This is a genomic window from Sandarakinorhabdus limnophila DSM 17366 (assembly GCF_000420765.1).
GTDB lineage: Bacteria > Pseudomonadota > Alphaproteobacteria > Sphingomonadales > Sphingomonadaceae > Sandarakinorhabdus > Sandarakinorhabdus limnophila.
Genome location: NZ_ATVO01000007.1, coordinates 171,776 through 188,862, shown reverse-complemented (window position 1 = coordinate 188,862; position 17,087 = coordinate 171,776). Strand labels below are relative to the sequence as shown.

The 17,087-nt window shown below is 65.2% G+C and carries 11 protein-coding genes; 6 read left to right on the top strand and 5 right to left on the bottom strand.

All coding sequences use genetic code 11. The features are described 5' to 3' along the window. Positions 1–194 precede the first annotated feature (194 nt). From G566_RS0110460 to recN, 3 genes are read right to left on the bottom strand one after another with little or no spacing between them, the layout of a single operon-like run. Positions 195–605 (bottom strand): DoxX family protein, encoded by a 411-nt coding sequence (locus G566_RS0110460; protein ID WP_022680622.1) that lies wholly within the window; start codon positions 603–605, stop codon positions 195–197. Beyond that, positions 602–1,912, bottom strand: coding sequence for a serine hydrolase domain-containing protein (locus tag G566_RS14175; RefSeq protein ID WP_022680621.1), 1,311 nt, complete (start codon positions 1,910–1,912; stop codon positions 602–604). The genes G566_RS0110460 and G566_RS14175 overlap by 4 nt, the downstream gene beginning before the upstream one ends. 3 nt (positions 1,913–1,915) lie before the next feature. After that, a complete protein-coding gene (gene recN, locus G566_RS0110450) occupies positions 1,916–3,568 on the bottom strand; it encodes a DNA repair protein RecN (protein WP_022680620.1) in 1,653 nt (550 codons plus the stop codon). Positions 3,569–3,798: 230 nt separating this feature from the next. On the opposite strand from recN, the gene rpmF reads away from it, so the two are divergent. From rpmF to G566_RS0110420, 6 genes are all read left to right on the top strand, one after another. Then, entirely contained in the window at positions 3,799–3,978 is a 180-nt protein-coding gene (gene rpmF / locus G566_RS0110445) for a 50S ribosomal protein L32 (RefSeq protein WP_022680619.1), read from the top strand. A gap of 31 nt (positions 3,979–4,009) precedes the next feature. After that, positions 4,010–5,071, top strand: coding sequence for a phosphate acyltransferase PlsX (gene plsX / locus G566_RS0110440; protein WP_022680618.1), 1,062 nt, complete (start codon positions 4,010–4,012; stop codon positions 5,069–5,071). Then, on the top strand, positions 5,068–6,048 hold the full coding sequence (locus tag G566_RS0110435; RefSeq protein WP_022680617.1) for a beta-ketoacyl-ACP synthase III: 981 nt from the start codon (positions 5,068–5,070) through the stop codon (positions 6,046–6,048). Before plsX ends, G566_RS0110435 begins: the two co-directional genes overlap by 4 nt. 150 nt (positions 6,049–6,198) lie before the next feature. Further along, the gene (locus tag G566_RS0110430; protein WP_022680616.1) at positions 6,199–6,498 is read left to right on the top strand and encodes an integration host factor subunit alpha; all 300 of its coding nucleotides are present in this window, start codon (positions 6,199–6,201) and stop codon (positions 6,496–6,498) included. Positions 6,499–6,513: 15 nt separating this feature from the next. Then, positions 6,514–6,873 carry a MerR family transcriptional regulator gene (locus tag G566_RS0110425; protein ID WP_022680615.1) on the top strand — a complete coding sequence of 120 codons (360 nt, stop codon included), beginning with the start codon at positions 6,514–6,516 and terminating at the stop codon, positions 6,871–6,873. A gap of 7 nt (positions 6,874–6,880) precedes the next feature. Further along, entirely contained in the window at positions 6,881–7,600 is a 720-nt protein-coding gene (locus G566_RS0110420) for a ParA family protein (RefSeq protein WP_022680614.1), read from the top strand. On the opposite strand, the gene G566_RS0110415 is transcribed toward G566_RS0110420, so the two are convergent. Beyond that, positions 7,597–11,211, bottom strand: a complete 3,615-nt coding sequence (locus tag G566_RS0110415; RefSeq protein WP_022680613.1) for an SDR family NAD(P)-dependent oxidoreductase — start codon at positions 11,209–11,211, stop codon at positions 7,597–7,599. The two genes, G566_RS0110420 and G566_RS0110415, sit on opposite strands and share 4 nt — an antisense overlap. Further along, complete coding sequence (locus G566_RS0110410; RefSeq protein WP_029131543.1) at positions 11,208–16,697, bottom strand: AMP-binding protein; 5,490 nt, start codon at positions 16,695–16,697, stop codon at positions 11,208–11,210. The genes G566_RS0110415 and G566_RS0110410 overlap by 4 nt, the downstream gene beginning before the upstream one ends. Positions 16,698–17,087 lie beyond the last annotated feature (390 nt).

The following is a 17,087-nucleotide window of genomic DNA, read 5'->3' as shown; positions in this document are numbered from 1 at the left end:
CGAGTGTAATTATTATCAGATACAGCCGGCACCGGTTGCGCGCTCAATCCCCCCAGGACCTGCTCGCCGCCGGGTCGCGAGTGCCTCCCCACCTTGGGCGCCCGCGACAGCCGGCACAGGTGGGGCGTCGTTCATGCGTATCCTTGCCCAAGCGCTGGCCAGCCTCATCGGTGCCGCGAAATGCCCGACGAACATCAGCGCGTCTTCCGCCTGAACGGCCAATCGGTGATGCCGCCGGCCCACAGGGCCCACCAGACGATCACCGGCTGGGCCAGCAAACGCGGCACGTGATAGCCCATGCCGGCCACTTGTCCGCCCAGAGCAATGCCTTCCACTGCGTGCTTGATGTTGGCCGGGAATACGCACACTGCATAGGCCGCAAGGCCCCATGCCGCCGCGACACGCAGGCGCGGGATCATCAGGCCGATGGCGCCGGCAATTTCCGCCACGCCGGTGGCCAACACCACTTCGCGCGGAAACGGCACGAATTCGGGCATGATCGGTAGAAAGCCTTCCGGGCTTTTCAGATGGACATAGCCCACAAAGCCATAGGCCAGCGCCAGAACCAGCCGCACCAGCCAGCGAACAAGGCCCTCAGGTTTCACCGGCCATCCGCATCCCGGGCCAGCGCCGACGCCAGATCAGCATCACGCTGCAACCGGCTGTCGCCCATGGTCTGCAACATCAGCACCACGCCGAACTGGCGCACACTATCGGCCATGAACAGGGTGCCGGCGGCCCCGCCCCAGCCAAAGGCATCGGCCGTGCTGCCGGCCCAGCCGGCCCGGCTCAGGCCAGCGCCCTGGCGGGTATCAAACAGGGTCACCCGCCCGCCGGCACCAAAGCCGTGCTGATTGTCGAAAAACACGCCGGGCGGCATGAGGTTGCTGGTTGCCAGGCGCGCCGTGCCCCGCGGCAGGATGGTGCGGCCTTCATATTCGCCTTCGTTCAGGACCATCTGGGCAAATTTCGCATAATCCCGCGCCGATCCCACCATCCCGCCGCCGCCCGACAGCAGGCGCGGCCGCGTGGTGAAGCCATCCTTTTCCAGCACCGAGATCGGAATCGGTTTCTCCAGCACCTTGGTGGTACCGGGCGCGGTCCACAGATAATTGGCTGCCAGACGCGTCTTGTCCTTCGCCCAGAAACCGGTGTCCTTCATGCCCAGGGGCCCCAGGATCTGCTGCTCCAGCACCTTGTCAAAGCTCATGCCGGTCAGCCGTTCCAGCAGCGCGCCGGCAACATCGAGACTGATCGAATATTTCCACGCCGTGCCGGGATCGAGCGCCAGCGGCAGGCCAGCCAAGGATTGTGCCATCACCTGCAAATCGGGCAGCGCGCCGTCGCCGGGCTGCAGGAAGGCCGGCACGCTGCCGGGCTGGATGCCCAGCCGCTTGTATTCCTTTTCCAGCGGGCCGTTGCCGTTGATCGTATAGGAAAAACCCGCCGTGTGGGTGAGCAGGTGACGCACGGTGATCGGGCGGGCCGCCGGGCGCGATTCGAGGCCCTTGTCGGGACCGACGAGCACCTTCATGTCGCGAAATTCCGGCATGATGTCGGCGATCGGCTGATCCAACTTCAATTCGCCGGTGGCCACGCGCTGCATGATGGCCATCGCCGTGATCGGCTTGGACATCGAATAGATCCGCCATAGCGTATCGGGCGTGGCCTTCTCGTTGCCGCCAAAGGCCGTCACCCCGGCCGAGACGAACACCGGCTTGTGCTTGCCTGGCTCCACCAGCGCCACCACGGCGCCGGGCACCGCGCCCTTGGCGACATAGGCATCGATCAGCGACTGTACCGCATCATGCCTCAGCGGGGCCTGGCGACGCAGCGGCAGTTGCGCGGCCGCTGGCCCAGCGGCCGCCAGAGCGATAGCCGAAAGCAGTTGGCGACGATCAAAAGCAACCATGGATCAAACTCCTTCTAACAGCCGGGCCGCCTGCGCGCGGGCTTCGGGGGTAACATCGGCGCCCGACAACATGCGGGCAATTTCTTCCTGGCGCTCGGTCGGCGCCAGCTGGGCAAGGCTGGTGCGAGTGCTGCCGTCTTCCACCGATTTTTCGATCCGCCACTGGCTGTGGCCACGCGCCGCCACCTGCGGGCTGTGGGTGACAACCAGCACCTGCGCCTCGCCGGCCAGCCGCGCCAGCCGGTCACCAATGGCCGATGCCACCGCGCCGCCAACGCCGCGATCAATCTCGTCGAAAATCATGGTGCCGGCGCTGCCGGTGCTGGCCAGCGCCACCTTCAGCGCTAGGATGAAGCGCGAAAGTTCCCCGCCCGAAGCAATCTTGATCAGCGGGGCGAAATCGGCGCCGGGGTTGGTGGCGATCTCATATTCCACCCGTTCCTGCCCCTCCGGCCCCCACTCGCTCTGCGGCAGAGGGGTGATGCGGGTGCGGAAGCGCGCGGCGTCGAGCTTCAGCGGCTTGAGTTCGGCCGCGACCGCCGCATCCAGTCGGGAGGCGGCGGCAACCCGGGCCTTGCTCAGGGCAGCGGCCGCGCTTGCATAGGCCGCCTCGGCCTTCACCACCGCTGCATCCAGCGCCGCCAGCCCTTCCTCGCCCGCCACCAGCGCGGCTGCGCGCGCCTTCAGTTCCGCCGCCAGCACTGGCAGCGCCTCGGCCGTCACCTTATGCTTGCGGGCCAGACCGCGCAGTTCAAACAGCCGGCTTTCCACCTGCTCCAGCCGCGCCGGATCGGCATCCAGCGCGTGAACAGCTTCGGCCAGCTTTGTCTCCGCCTCGCCAGCCTCCACCAGCGCTCGGTCCAGCGCCTCGAGCGCAGCGGTAAGCAGCGAATGCTCACCCGAAATCCGGTCGAGCCGGCGGGCGCCCTGCGCCAAGGTGGTGCTACCCTGCCCAAACAGTTCCGAGATCGTCGCCAGGTCGTCGGTCAGCCGCGCGCCCTTCTGCATGGCGGCGCGAGCGAGCGCGAGTTCTTCCTCCTCGCCTGGCTGCATGTCCAGCGCGTCCAGTTCGGCCACGGCATGCTCCAGCCACTCGCGATCACGTTGGTCAGCAGCCAATTTCGCGCGTGCGCCAGCCGCCGCCGCCCGCGCCGCCCGTGCCGCCTCCCAATTGTCACGAGCCGCCAGCAGATGGTCACCAAGACCCGCAAACTGATCCAGCAGCGCCCGATGCCCCTTCGGGCTCAACAGCCCGCGTTCGTCATGCTGGCCGTGGATTTCCACCAGTGCCGCGCCCAATTCGCGCAGCAGCGTCGCCGAAACCGGCTGATCATTCACGAACGCCCGGCTGCCGCCATCGGCCTTCAATTGGCGGCGCAGGATGATGGCGCCATCGGCCTCCAGCTCGTTTTCCGCCAGCAGCGCGCGAGCCGGATGACCTGCGCCCACATCAAATTCTGCCACCACCCGCGCCGTATCGCTGCCAGCCCGCACCAGCCCCGCATCGGCACGGCTGCCCAGCACGAGCCCCAGCGCATCAAGCAGGATGGATTTGCCCGCCCCTGTCTCGCCCGTAAGCACAACAAGGCCCGGCGCGAACTCGATGGCCAACGCCTCGATCAGCACGACATTCTGGATGGCAAGCGCGGTCAACACGGCGCTGTGTTAGCCCATCCCACTACGCGGGCGCGAGAGGCATTTTCACAGGCCCGCAACATCCCCTCATGCCATTCCTGCTTGCACTTCAGGCAGAATCGAATATAGCCGCCTCCTTCGCCGTTAATCCGGGGCATCTGGCCCGGCCTTTTGCTGTGGCCGTTGGCATTCAGGACGCACCGGGTTGGGGCACTAACGACCGCTTTCAGATTGATGGATACAGGTGCCTCATGGCCGTTCCCAAGCGCAAGACCTCGCCTTCCCGCCGCAACATGCGTCGCAGCCATCACGCGCTGACCGCGACCCAGTTCCAGGAATGCCCGAACTGCGGTGAGCTCAAGCTACCGCACAACCTGTGCGGGGCCTGCGGCTTCTACAACGGCCGCGAAGTCGTCGCCGTCGAAGCCTGACTTGGTGCCCGGCAGGCTGGCCCGGTTTCCTATGACAGGCACGCCAAACCGGGATCCGGTCATTGCGCTTGATGTGATGAGCGGCGAGGCCGGCGCCGCCGAAGCCGTTGCTGCGGCTGATATTGCTGCCGAACGCTATCCGCGCCTTTCCTTCTTGCTGTTCGGCCACCAGCCGGTGATCGCTGCTGAACTGGCGCGCTGGCCGCGCCTCGCCGCGCGCGCTGAAGTCATCCACAGCGAAGATGTTGTCGCCATGAGCGACAAGCCCAGCCAAGCCCTGCGCCGGGCCCGCACCACATCAATGGGCATGGCCATCGATGCCGTGAAACAGGGCAAGGCCAATGCCGCCGTTTCGGCCGGCAACACTGGCGCCCTGATGGCGATGTCGCTGTTCTCGCTGCGCACCATGCCGGGCATTGATCGCCCGGCCCTGGCGGCGGTGCTGCCCACGCTGAAATCCGAATCGGTGATGCTCGATCTGGGCGCCAACACCGAATGCGATGTCACCAACCTCGTGCAGTTTGCTGTGATGGGCGCGGCGTTTGCACGCACCGTGCTGGGGCTGGAACGCCCCAAGGTCGCCCTGCTCAACATCGGCGAGGAAGAATTGAAGGGCACCGGCGAGATCCGCGCTGCCGCGACCGTGCTGAAAGGCGCGCGCCTGCCGATGCAGTTCCTCGGCTTTGTCGAAGGGGACAAGATCGGTTCCGGCGATGTCGATGTGGTGGTCACCGATGGCTTCTCCGGCAACATTGCCTTGAAGACGGCCGAAGGCACCAGTCGTCTGGTCACCGGCCTGCTCGGCAATGCCTTTCGCTCGTCGATCTGGGGCAAGCTGGGCTATTTCATCGCCCGCGGCGCGCTCGAATCGCTGCGTGCCCATCTCGATCCTAACGCCCACAATGGCGCGGTGTTCCTGGGCCTCAACGGCATCGTGGTCAAAAGCCACGGCAGCGCCAATGCCCGGGGCCTCGCCAATGCCATCGGCGTGGCACATGATCTGGTGACCGACGACGTCAACCGCCGCATTCGCGACGATCTCGCCGGCGTTAACATGGCGCTGGCGACCACCCTGGAGCCCGACGCGGCATGAGCAAGCGCCGTTCCGTCATTATCGGCACCGGCAGCTATCTGCCGCAAACCGTGCTGAGCAACACGGATCTGGCCGCCCGGCTCGACACGTCGGATGAATGGATCATCGAGCGCACTGGCATCCGCCGTCGCCATATTGCGGCTCCGGGCGAGTTCACGTCTGACCTTGCCGTCGCCGCCGCACAGCGCGCGCTGGAAGCCGCCGGCAAGTCCCCGGCCGACATTGATCTGATCATTGTCGCCACCGCCACGCCGGATCAAACCTTTCCCGCCGTCGCCACCGTGGTGCAGCACAAGCTGGGCATGATACACGGCGTCGCGTTTGATGTGGCTGCGGTGTGTTCGGGTTTCCTCTATGCCCTCACCGTGGCGGATTCTCTGCTGGCCACTGGTGGCCACAATCGCGCGCTGGTGATCGGCGCCGAAACCTTCAGCCACATCCTTGATTGGGACGACCGCACCACCGCCGTGCTGTTCGGCGATGGCGCGGGCGCCATCGTGCTGGAAGCGCAGGCGCAGCCCGGCGACAATGCCAGTGATCGCGGCGTCATCGCCTGCCGCCTACACAGCGACGGGCGCTACAACGATCTGCTCTATGTTGATGGCGGACCGGGTTCAACCGGCACCACCGGCAAGCTGCGGATGAAGGGCAAGGAAGTTTTCCGCCACGCCGTCACCAATCTTTCCAGCGTGATGGGCGAAGTTCTTGAGGCGGCATCTCTGCAAGCCAGCGATGTCGCATGGGTGGTGCCGCACCAGGCCAATCTGCGCATCCTGGAAGCCACCGCGAAGAAGCTGAACATTTCACCCGATCAGGTGGTGGTGACGGTCGACAGCCACGCCAACACGTCGGCCGCTTCGGTGCCGCTGGCGTTGGACACAGCCGTGCGCGATGGCCGCATCCAGCCCGGCGATTTGCTGCTGCTGGAAGCCATGGGCGGCGGCTTCACCTGGGGTGCCGCGGCCGTCCGCTGGTAGCCGGATCGCCCCCGAAATCGGGGGTGCGACAATAGGTATAGCGAATCGCGAAAAATCGCGTAAAATCACGCAATAACAGGGTACGTTTGCCGTTTTGCCTCACCAATCGGGTCAATCGCTGCTGGGCAGGCAGCAAAATGGGGGGAAGTCGTGGCCACCACAGCAGCAGGAAGCGTCACACGTGCCGATCTGGCCGACGCGGTTCATCGTGAAATTGGCCTGTCGCGCACCGAATCGGCGCAACTGGTCGAACAGGTTCTGGATCGCATCAGCGATGCCCTGATTGCCGGCGGCAACATCAAGATTTCGAGTTTCGGCAGTTTCGTGTTGCGAAGCAAGGGCTTGCGCGTTGGCCGCAATCCCAAGACCGGGGTCGAAGTGCCAATCGAGCCGCGCACCGTGTTGACCTTCCGGCCCAGCCAGCTGCTGCGCGAAGCGATCAACAAGTAAGCGAGAAGGCGGAACGTGACTGAAAAATCCGATACAGCGTTCCGCACCATTTCCGAAGCTGCCGAAGAGATCGGCGTTCCGGCGCATGTGCTGCGCTTTTGGGAAACCCGCTTTTCTATGCTGCAGCCTCTGAAGCGCGCCGGCGGGCGCCGCTACTACCGCCCGGTGGACATGAGTTTGCTGCGCCAGATCAAGGCGTTGCTGCACGATGATGGCATGACCATCCGCGGCGCGCAGCTGGCCCTGGCCGGAAAGGGTGCAGCGGCGAAAGAGCCGGCGTCTCCTGCCACGATGCCCGCTGCCAGCAGGCCAGGTCCGGATCGCCAGGCCCTGATCGCCATTCGCAATCGCCTCGCCGCCGCGTTGGCGGCCTGATCCGCACATGCGCTGCATCGCCCTGTTCAGCGTGAAGGGCGGGGTGGGCAAGACTGCGCTGGCCGTCAACCTGGCCCATGCTGCGGCTACGCTTTCGGGTCGGCGCACCCTGCTGTGGGATCTGGACGCTCAGGGTGCTGCCAGCTGGCTGCTGAAGGTAGAACCGCGCGCCGGTGCCAAGGCCCGCAAGGGCCTCGCCGAAGCCGATCTCGCCGATCTGGTGCAGCCGACCGCCTTCCCCAATCTCGATGTGCTGGCCGCTGATCGCTCGCTGCGCCGGCTGGAGGCCGATCTTGCCACGGAAGGTGAAAAGCGGCTGAAAAAAGCGCTGAAATCACTGGAAGATCGCTATGATCGCATCATCCTTGATTGCCCGCCTGGTCTCACTGAATTGGCCGATCAACTGTTCCGCGCGGCCGATCTCATCGTGGTGCCGCTGATCCCCTCGCCGCTCTCCACGCGGGCGCTGGAGCAGTTGACGCAACACCTCGCTGCTGAAATGAAATCACCGCCGCCGGTGATGCCAGCGTTTTCCATGGCCGATCGCCGCAAGGGCCTGCACCGTGAGGCACTGGCCGCGCATCCCGAATGGCCGGTGATCCCCTATGCCGCCGCCGTCGAAGCCATGACCGCTACGCGCCAGCCCCTGCTCGCTGGCCGCAGCAGCCCGGCCGCCACCGCCATCGCTGGATTGTGGACCGATGTGGAGCGGCGGCTGACCGCCTAGACGGTCAGGCTCATGCCCCGATAGATGCGGCTCCGATAACGGCTGTCCTCCGCATCCGGCAGCGGTGCCCCGGCCAGCAGCACGGCACGGGCAAAGCGGCGCACCTCTTCCTCATGCTCGGCCGCGTTCTTTGGCTCTTCGGATCGCACGCGGCGGGTGAGGTTGATCTGATTTACAGCCACTTCGTGCACTAGCCGCTCATTCTCCACGGCAATAGTTGCCGTAAAGGCGTGCAGCGTCGTCTTGACGAAATTGGCCAGCGCAAACGCACCCTTGGCCCCCTCGCCCATCGGCACATCGGGCGAAACCAGCACCAGCTGGCATTCGTCGAACAGCGACACCTTTCGGGCGATGCGGAAATGGTGGGTGAGATTATGTTCCACCACGTCGGCAAAGCCATCGCCATCTAGCGGATTGTCCGCATCAAACAGTTGATCGGGCAAGGCCTTCAAAGGCGTCGAAACGATGGTGGTGGGATGGCCCCACGTCGCCAGCGCTGCATCAAGCGCCGTTTCAATCTCGCCGTCGATGAGCAGCGATTCGACCCGGTCGGCACCGCTACCGATATGGCCCTTGATGGCTGTCGCCCCGGCGGCACTCGCGGTGATCAGGACCACACGCGCCACGTCGCAATTGAGGAAGCCCTGTGCGGCGGCACCCAGATAATCGGCGAGATGCTCGCCCACCAGCCACACCGTCTTCCCACCCATCTGGGCCAGTCGTTCGGCCTTGGGGCTGCCGAACAATTCGCGTTCGGTGGCCGAGCGTTCGACGTTGAGGCCGCCCGACGGCATGAAGGTTTCACCCGAAACGGCGCGATCGGCGAGGAAGAACACCGTGGCCTGCGCCACTTCCGTCTCCGTCGGCATCTTGCCGAGGTGGAGCTGGGAAAGCACGCCGCCGCGCACCTTGGCGGCTTCGCGGCCGATCTGGGCGACGGGCAGCCACGGCATGTCATCGGGCGGCACGCGCAGCAGCCAGTCGCTCTCATCACGGCTCTGCCAGTCGGTGCCGATCAGCCAGCCGCCCAGCCGCAGCCGCTTCAGCAGCTTGGCCGCCAGCACGGGCGTGAGGATGAAACGATCCCAGCAGCAGCTTTCATCGCCTTCACGGGCGCAGGCCAGCGCCAGATCCCGCAGCGGCTGCGGGTTGGACTTGTCGTGGCTCAGTTGCACCGAATCGTTGCGCGACAGGCGGAACAGGATTTGCGCCACCGAACCGCCCGCGCGCACCGATTTGATCACGGCGGAGTGGACGGCGTTCAGCCGCTTGTTCTCCAGAATCAGCCGGCCGCGCCGTTCGAACAGGCCGGGCTTGCCGCCCAAGCCAGCGAGGCGATCCCCGTCCACCGGGCCAGGCGCGATGGCGTTGATCTGGATTTCCGGCCCGAGGTGGCGGGCCATGGATTCGACCATGGCCCGCTGTCCGGATTTGGACACGGCATAATCGGTGCGGTTCGGGTAAGATACCGCCAGATACTTCTCGCCACCGAAATAGCTGGAAACATTGAGGATATAGCCCGATCCCTGCTTGCGCATCATCGGCACAACCATATGCATCAGGGCATAGTTGGAGATGAGATTGGCAAACTGGGTATGGCGGAAATTCTCCACCCCCATGTCCACCGCCATCTCCTCCGCGCCCGACACACCGGCATTGTTGATCAGATAATCGATGCGGCCAAAGGCGCGCACGGTCTCGTCAACCGCGTGCTTCAGCGATTTCATGTCGGCCACATCGATACCGGCCAGGGTGAGCACTCGGCGTTCCACGCCGGCAAAACCGATATCCTGCAATTCGCCCACAATGCGTTCACGCGCAGCATCCAGTTCGGATTCGCGGCGGGCCACCATCATCACCTTGGCACCGGCCAAGGCCAGCAGACGCGCCAGTGCGCCGCCGATGCCGGCCGAACCGCCGGTGATCAGCGCCACCTTGCCCAAATGCAGCCCGGTGATGTTTTCCGCCGTACCGGCCAGCGCACGGCGGGCTCCGGTGGCCTTGGTGATGCTGGCCGGGATGTACAGGTTGATCGGCTCGATCTGGCGGCCTCCCAGCAGCAGGCGGGCGGCGTGGCCGGCGGCGAAATCGCGGTTCTCCGGCTCATTGTTGCCAAAGCGCACGATCTGGTTGCCCCACACCGGGCGGGGCGTCTTGCCCTGCGTGGCGGCCACCCGCGCCTCGTCGCGCCACACGCGAAGCAGTTCCTCGATGGCAGCACGGCCCACATCGGCCCAACCGTTGCCGGCGCCATCGTCGGGATTGGTGATGAACAGCACGCGCGGATCGCCAGGTAGATCCTGGCCCTGCTGCCAATAGCGATCGAGCGTACGCGCCACCGCAATGGCGCCTTCCAGTTCATCATCGACAAAGCGTTCCACCGCCGCATCGCTGGCTTCGTTCAGCGCCCCGTGGAAATAGCCCGGGCCGCGCGTTGGCAGGATGATGGCGCCATCGATGGCTGCTACGTGCGCGGTGAAGCGCGCCAGTTCGGCATCCATCGCCATGTGATCATGGCGCGGGAAGCGCACTGCTTTCACGCCGGCCGGCAGCCGCTCGGCGGCATCATCCAGCGCCGCCTGGGCATGGAAACCGAGCAACACCTTTGAGCCTTGGGCGGCGAACAGCCCGGCCATGGCCAGCGCGTCGTCCAACTGGTTGCCGGCACTGATCAAGATGCCGTGGCCATCACCATCAATGGCGCGCAGATCGGGCCGGTGCAGAAACTCGCTCTTTGATTCAAGCGGCACGGCCATGCCGTGGGTCACTTCGAAATCATGAGCGGCAAAGGCGGCGCTCTCATCGCTGCCCAGGAACACGCAGGTGTTGGCGATATCGGCCGGCGTCGGGAAGGTCTTGGCCTTGGCGTCCTCGCCCACGCTGCGTTCCAGCGCCATCAGGTTGAAGAAGTGGTTGGCGGTGCTGCCGGCGTCGTCGCCCTTCAGCTTGTCCATGGCGGCAAAAACGGTGCGGATGCGTTCGGAAGCAATCGGGCCGGGATAGAGCTGGTTCACGCGAATCCCGCGGGTGCCGAGTTCACGCGCAATGCCCTTTGAAAGGATGTTCAGCGCGGCCTTGGGCACCGTGTAGGCAGCACGGCCGAAATAATCGGTGCGGCTGAAGATGGTGGAGACATTAATGATGCTGCCGCCTTCGCCCATTGCTGAAGCGGCGGCACGCACCAGATTCCAGGCCACCACCATGATGTTGCGGGCAGCATCGCCCACCGTCTCGCTGTCGGGCGTGCCTTCCAGTTCTTCGGGCAGCAGCGGCAGATCGCCCAGCACCTGTTTCGGCCCGGCCGAACCGGCGTTGTTGACCAGCACATCGATGCGGCCGTGGCGGGCGACGACGTCGGCAATGCCGGCGCGCACGGATTCGATGTTGGCGCCGTCCATCGTCACGATGCTGGCGGTGCCGCCGACATCGGCAACAGCGGCATCCAGCGCGGCCTGCGTGCGCGCGGCATCTCGGCCGCTCATCACCACGGTGGCCCCTTCGGCCAGATAGCGCCGCACGATACTGCCGCCCAGATTGCCGGCGGCCCCGGTGATCAGCGCCACCTTGCCGGCAAGGCGGCCCTGCGTTTCGGTCTTGCCCATCGCGTTCATTCCCCCTGCCCCTTCAACGACGCCCAAGCCTCGTAGAGTTCATCCTTGCCGCGCAGCCCCATCGCCGGCAGCGCGTGGTTGACGATGTAAGTCGCCCCCGTGTGGCGGTTGTCCCACATGCTCTGGTGCGCTTCCGGCAGTCCTTCCCACGGCACCACCGTCGGCTCGGTCACGTCCAGGATGCCGGCCGCGATCATGTCGTTCATGCGGGTGACTTCGTAGGCGTTGCACAAGTGTGTGCCGCGGATTTCCGCCATCGGCATCACGATCCGGCGCTGACGCGTCCATACCTGCGGCGCGTAGAAATTATACCGCTGCCCGGCCATGTCCTCGCAATAGACCACGCGGCCGGTGAACGGTTTCACCAGCGCCGTCGTCACGCCCAGCGTGTCCTGCCCGGCGCGTTCCAGCACGATATCCGGGTTGCCGCGCGGATTGTCCGGCGAACGCAGCAGCTTGCCCACCGCATTGCCGAAGGGCTTCAGCGTCTTGTCCTGGAACTGGCGCACGGCCTCGCGGAAATTCTCGATATCCTCGCGCGCCACCGGCAGGCGCGGCATGGTGTCGGGCCAATCGAAATTGGCGCCTTCACGCCGCTTGATGCCTTCAAGGGACACGACGCCCGCCACCGCATCTTCAAAGCCCAGCGACAGGATAAACTCGCGCTGGCCATCGGTGTTGGTGACAACCACGATGCGGCAACCCAGCCCGCGCGCCGCCTCGATCATCTCCAGGCCGGTCTCGTCCGCCAGCTGGGTGGTGCCGGGGCCATAGAAGATCAGCACGGCCTCGCCGCCACGCGCACCGGCGCGGGCCAACATGGAAACCGGATCGGAACCGCCCTTCTTGCCCATGAAGCTGAGGTGATAGCCCGACGACGCGCCATAGAAGGCCAGCACGCCGCCATCGCCCAGCAACTGGAAGCTGCGCGGGAAGGCGGTTTCACCGGCGTGGGACACGGCATAATCCGCCAGCTTGCCGCCATTCAGCGCCTTGTATTCCGCCACCAGCGCTTCGCCGGCCTGTTCCCACGCCGCCCAATCCGCCTTCGTGCCATCGGGCACCGAGGTGAACAGCGATTTGAAGCGCGGATCGGTGCGATCGAGCGCGCCCACGGCGCCCTTGGACATCACGAACTCGGCACGGGCCGGGCTGGAAACCAGGCCCGTCACGGCGAGCCCGCTGGCCTTGGCTGATTTCAGCGCATCAAGCCCGGTGCCGGTGGCCGAACCTTCGATAAAGATGGTCTTGCCGCCGATGATTTCCAGCGTGGTGTAGAGGCAGCGCCAGATGGTGCCGAGGTTGAGGATGTAGCTGCCGGCCTGTTCCAGCGTCAGATCGCCGGGGACCGGGTGCAGCTGCGGCGCCTGCACGGTGAGGAACTGGGCATGGCTGCCCGATTTCGTCTCGTACCCCTGGATGGAGAAATCGGCATACATCGGGTCACGCCCGGCCTGCGGGCTGAGCAGATCAGAGGTGCCGGAATAGACCGCCACCATATCACCCACCTTGAGCCGGCCCTGCCCGCGAACTTCGCTGCCCAGCGCGGCGACCAGCGCCAAACCGCCGGAACCCGTCAGCTGCACATCTTCCTCGTGATTGTCGAACGGGGAGACAGGAATGCCGGTCAAGGCCCAGATATCGTTGAAGTTCACTTCGCTGCTGAGCAGATAGACCAGCGCCTCGTTCGGCTCCGGCTGCGGCGTCGGCACGATCAACTGCTTCTCGTGGGTTTCCGGCGGACCGAACTGCGGCGCGCCGGTATCCGGGCTGCGGGCGATGCCGAAGCCATATTGATGGCCCGGAATCGGGGTGACGCCGGGGAAGAAGGGCGCGCCCACCGGCAGCAGGTCGCCGGCCGCTTCCAGCCGCTCTGCCTTGGCGTCGAACTCAGCTTCAATGTGCACGCCGTTACGGCGCACCGGCAACGGCGGCGCCTTCTTGTCCATGAACAGGCGGATGCCGGTCTTGCCGCCTTCGGGATCAACCACGGCTTCGCTGAACAATTCGGCTTCGCGAGCGAGGCCGGCGGCCATGCCCTGAGTCCAGCCGGTGCGGATCGCATCGATGGCGCGCTCACCGGCCTTGCCGCGGCCGGCCCAATCGAGCTGCTTCAGGATTCGCTGCACGAACGGATCGGCCAGCGCATGATCCAGATCGACATGGCCTTCATGTTGCCAGGCGCTCTTGGCAGCCTTGCGGCGTTCCGCCCAGGCGCGGCCCAGATGGCTGGTGTCACCGAGGCGCACGAATTCACGCACGGCGGCATGAGCGAGGCTGAGCGCATCATTGGCACCATCGGCGATGGCATCGATGGCGCCCATGTCCAGCGCATCCGCCGCTTCGACGCTGCGTCCACCGAGGATCAGATCAAGCGCATCCAGCATCCCTTCCGGCCCACGCCGATCGGTGAGCAGACGCGGCAGCCGCTGGGTACCGCCATAGCCCGGCAGCAGGCGCAGGCGGATTTCTGGCTGGCCGAAACGGGCGTGGCTTTCAGCGACGCGATAATGGCAGGCCAGCGCGAATTCCATGCCGCCGCCCAGCGCCACGCCCTGAATGGCCGCGACGCAGGGCTTGCCCATCTGCTCGATCTTGCCGAACGCCAGCTGGGCGTTGGCCGGCAGCACGCGGGCTTCTTCAACCGTGTGGATTTCTTCCAGGAACTGGCGGATGTCAGCGCCCGCCACGAAGCTGGCGGTACCGTCACCGGTGAACACCACGGCGGCCACATCATCGCGGCGCGACAGATGCTCGACGACGATCACCAGTTCGTCGATGGCGCGTTCGTTGAGCGCGTTCACCGGCGGGTTGGTGATGAACACCGTGGCCACCTTCTTGCCGGGCGCGACCGTGTTGTACTGGATGCGGAAATAGCGATAGCGATCGAAGATATCCTGATCTTCGGACAGGCGCTGCTTGCGCTCCCAGGCGCTGATGACGCGCTTGAGCTCGTCCAAGCTCTCCGGGTTCTTCAGCGTGGTGACGTCACCAATCGGCGTGCCTTCCACCAGCGCGCGCACCATGCGGCGCATGTATTTGCCGCTGCGGGTTTCGGGGAACTGGGAGACGACCAGGAAATCGCCCGGCACGGCGACCGCGCCCTTTTCAGTGCGCACAAGGTCGGAAAGCCGGCGTTCGTCATCGCGGGTGATGATCTGGCCGGGGGCTGGCGTGATGAAGGCGAGCGGCGTCAGCCCCTTCTCGCGGTGCGGCGCGCCGACCACGAGCACGTTGCCGACCGGGCTTTCCGGATTGAGCGCCTTGTCGCGCAGGATGGCGCCTTCGATTTCCTCGGTGCCCATGCGGTGACCAGACACGTTGATCACGTCATCCGAACGGCCATGCAGCGAGAAGCCGTCATCATCGCCCTGCACGGCGAAATCGCCCTGGGTATAGGCCCACACGCCCTGCCAGCGGCTCCAGTAACCATCGCGCCAGCGCACCGAGTCACCGGCCCAGCCGGAGGCGACGGCGCCATTTTCGACGCGGAAATTCTCGGAATCGCCCCATACGGTGCGGGCGAGATAGGGATAGGGCGCGGCGATGATGATCTCGCCCTTCTCGCCGCGGCCAGCCTTGCGCCAGGTGACGCCATCGCTTCCGTCGCGGTTCAACAGCACGCGGGCTTGTCTGTCGCCGGCTTCGTCTTCCACCCACACATCGCCCACGATCCACGGCAGCGGGAAGGTGCGGGCATCCGCGGCCAGCGGGAAATCGCCGTTGCCATAGAAATGCGTCCAGGCGATGCCGCCATGCTCGGTCGCCCAATAGCTGTTGATGTACTGCGGCGTGATATTCTCCATGCCGAACGCCTGCACCGGCGGCGAGCAGGGCTCTGCGCAGAAGGTGGCGACGCGCAAGCCGCTGAGGTCGTAGGCCTGGATGTCCTTCAGATTCTGCGGATCGGTCATCACCGCCTTCAGGAAGGTGACACCGGCCTTGAAGATGGTGACGCCGTGATTCTCGATCATGGCGGCAAAGCGGCCGGCGTGCGGGAACACCGGCGAGCCTTCGGCCAGCACGGTGGTGACGCGGCTCAGCAGCGCGGCGGCGATCATGTAGCTCTGGCCGGTGATCCAGCCCGGATCGGCGACAACGAAGATGGTATCACCGGGGCGGGCGTCGAAGGCCACTTTCATGGTCTCCATGATGCCGCTGGCATAGCCGCCGTGGACGTGGACGACGCCCTTGGGCTTGCCGGTGGAACCCGAGGTGTAGATGAAGAACAGCGGATATTCGGCATCCACCGGAAGCGGCTTCGACGCCTTCCAGAGGGCCGCCACGAACGCCTGATCGTCGAGCGCATGCAATGCCGCTTCATCGGGCAAGCCGGCCGCAGCGAGGATGTCGGCCAGCGCGGCGTTGGTGAGATCATGGCCCCACACATCGCGATCACGCCAGACGATATCGGGCACATGGGCATGATTGGCAACGATCACCGCATCGACGCGCGGCGGGGTGGAGACCAGTGTTTCGGCGATGGCGATGCGGATGCGGGCGGACTGCGCGGCATCAACCAGGCCTTCCTTACCCAGTTCGGCCAGCGCCCGGCCCAGGCCGCGCATCACGTCACCGCGCTCGACGGTAACTTCGCCCTTGAGCGCCGCCGTTACGATGCCGGCCATGGCGGTGCGGGTCGTGTCGGACAGGCCAAGATCGGTCCCGCCCAGGCGGTCCTCAAGCATCCGCAGCGCGACATTGACCGGCACATAATTGTCCAGCGCCGGATCGGTATAGGCGGTCTTGAACGGCACGATCTGGGCGTTGCGATAGCCGCCGTCTGCGGTGATGACGATACGGGCGCCGGCATCGTGGATGCGGTCAGACAATGTCTTATCCGAAAAGCCGCCGAACACCGGCGTGTAGATGACGCCGATGCGCTTGGCCGCTTCGGTCCAGTACAGCTGGGCCGGCACGTTGGGCATGTTGAGCGCGATGCGGTCGCCGGCCTTGAGGCCGAGCTTCTGCAATGCGACGGCACACTTGGCGGCTTCCAGCAGCAACTGACGGCGCGAGACGGTGACGCAATCGACCGGCGCGCCGCGGCCATTGTTGGCGGCGAGATCCCAGCGGTCACCCTCGAAGATGAAGGCGGCTTCCGCGCCGTGGCCGGCGAGCACGTGGCGATCGAGCTCGTTGAAGGCGGCGTTGGTGCGGCCACCTTCAAACCAGCGGAAGTTGGGCGCGTCATCGGCGTTGAAGGCGCGCGTCCAGGGCACGAAATCGTCGCCCAGATCGGCGGTCACTGACGCGGCGGTTTCGGCATCCCAACCGGTCCAACCGGCCTCCGATTTGCTCAGCCAGGCCGGGCGGCCGGCGACATCAACCAGCCAATGCAGGTTTTGGGCAGCAATCCTGCCGTGGAACGCGCCCGGATCCGTCAGAACTTCGGCACGCATTGCCTCCCAATCGGCTCGGGTGCGCACCGGATTGACACCGGGAACCAGCATCTGGACACGCGCAGCAGCAGTGGGATCAACCATGTTCATTCTGCCCAACCATTGCCGCTGACACGGCAAAGGCCGGCCAACGGACAGGAAATCGTGATAGAAGCCGCGCTTAGGGTAAGATTATGTCGCCGCCAAGTGGCGAATGGTAATTTTGCTACTAATGCGACATTCTGTCCGCCCAGGGTCGGTCAGGTCTGCGGCAGGCCGTGCCCCGCCCTCGGCCAACCGCTCTCAGAAGGCATTCCGGGGCAGTAAAACCGCACCCACGGTCCGCACCAAGATGTAGAGATCGAGCCAGATCGACCAATTCTCAATGTAATAGAGTGTCCCCCGTCAGCACCAATGGCACAGATTTGAGGTTGTGAATTAAGGAGGGTTGGGGCTTCGTCGTAGTGACGAAGGAACGAAGATGAAGACCTGTGG

Coding starts and splice junctions, on each gene's coding strand:
- G566_RS0110435 (WP_022680617.1), top strand. CDS start 5,068: ATGAGCAAGCGCCGTTCCGTCATTATCGGCACCGGCAGCTATCTGCCG.
- G566_RS0110410 (WP_029131543.1), bottom strand. CDS start 16,697: ATGGTTGATCCCACTGCTGCTGCGCGTGTCCAGATGCTGGTTCCCGGT.
- G566_RS14175 (WP_022680621.1), bottom strand. CDS start 1,912: ATGGTTGCTTTTGATCGTCGCCAACTGCTTTCGGCTATCGCTCTGGCG.
- G566_RS0110420 (WP_022680614.1), top strand. CDS start 6,881: ATGCGCTGCATCGCCCTGTTCAGCGTGAAGGGCGGGGTGGGCAAGACT.
- G566_RS0110415 (WP_022680613.1), bottom strand. CDS start 11,211: ATGAACGCGATGGGCAAGACCGAAACGCAGGGCCGCCTTGCCGGCAAG.
- plsX (WP_022680618.1), top strand. CDS start 4,010: ATGACAGGCACGCCAAACCGGGATCCGGTCATTGCGCTTGATGTGATG.
- rpmF (WP_022680619.1), top strand. CDS start 3,799: ATGGCCGTTCCCAAGCGCAAGACCTCGCCTTCCCGCCGCAACATGCGT.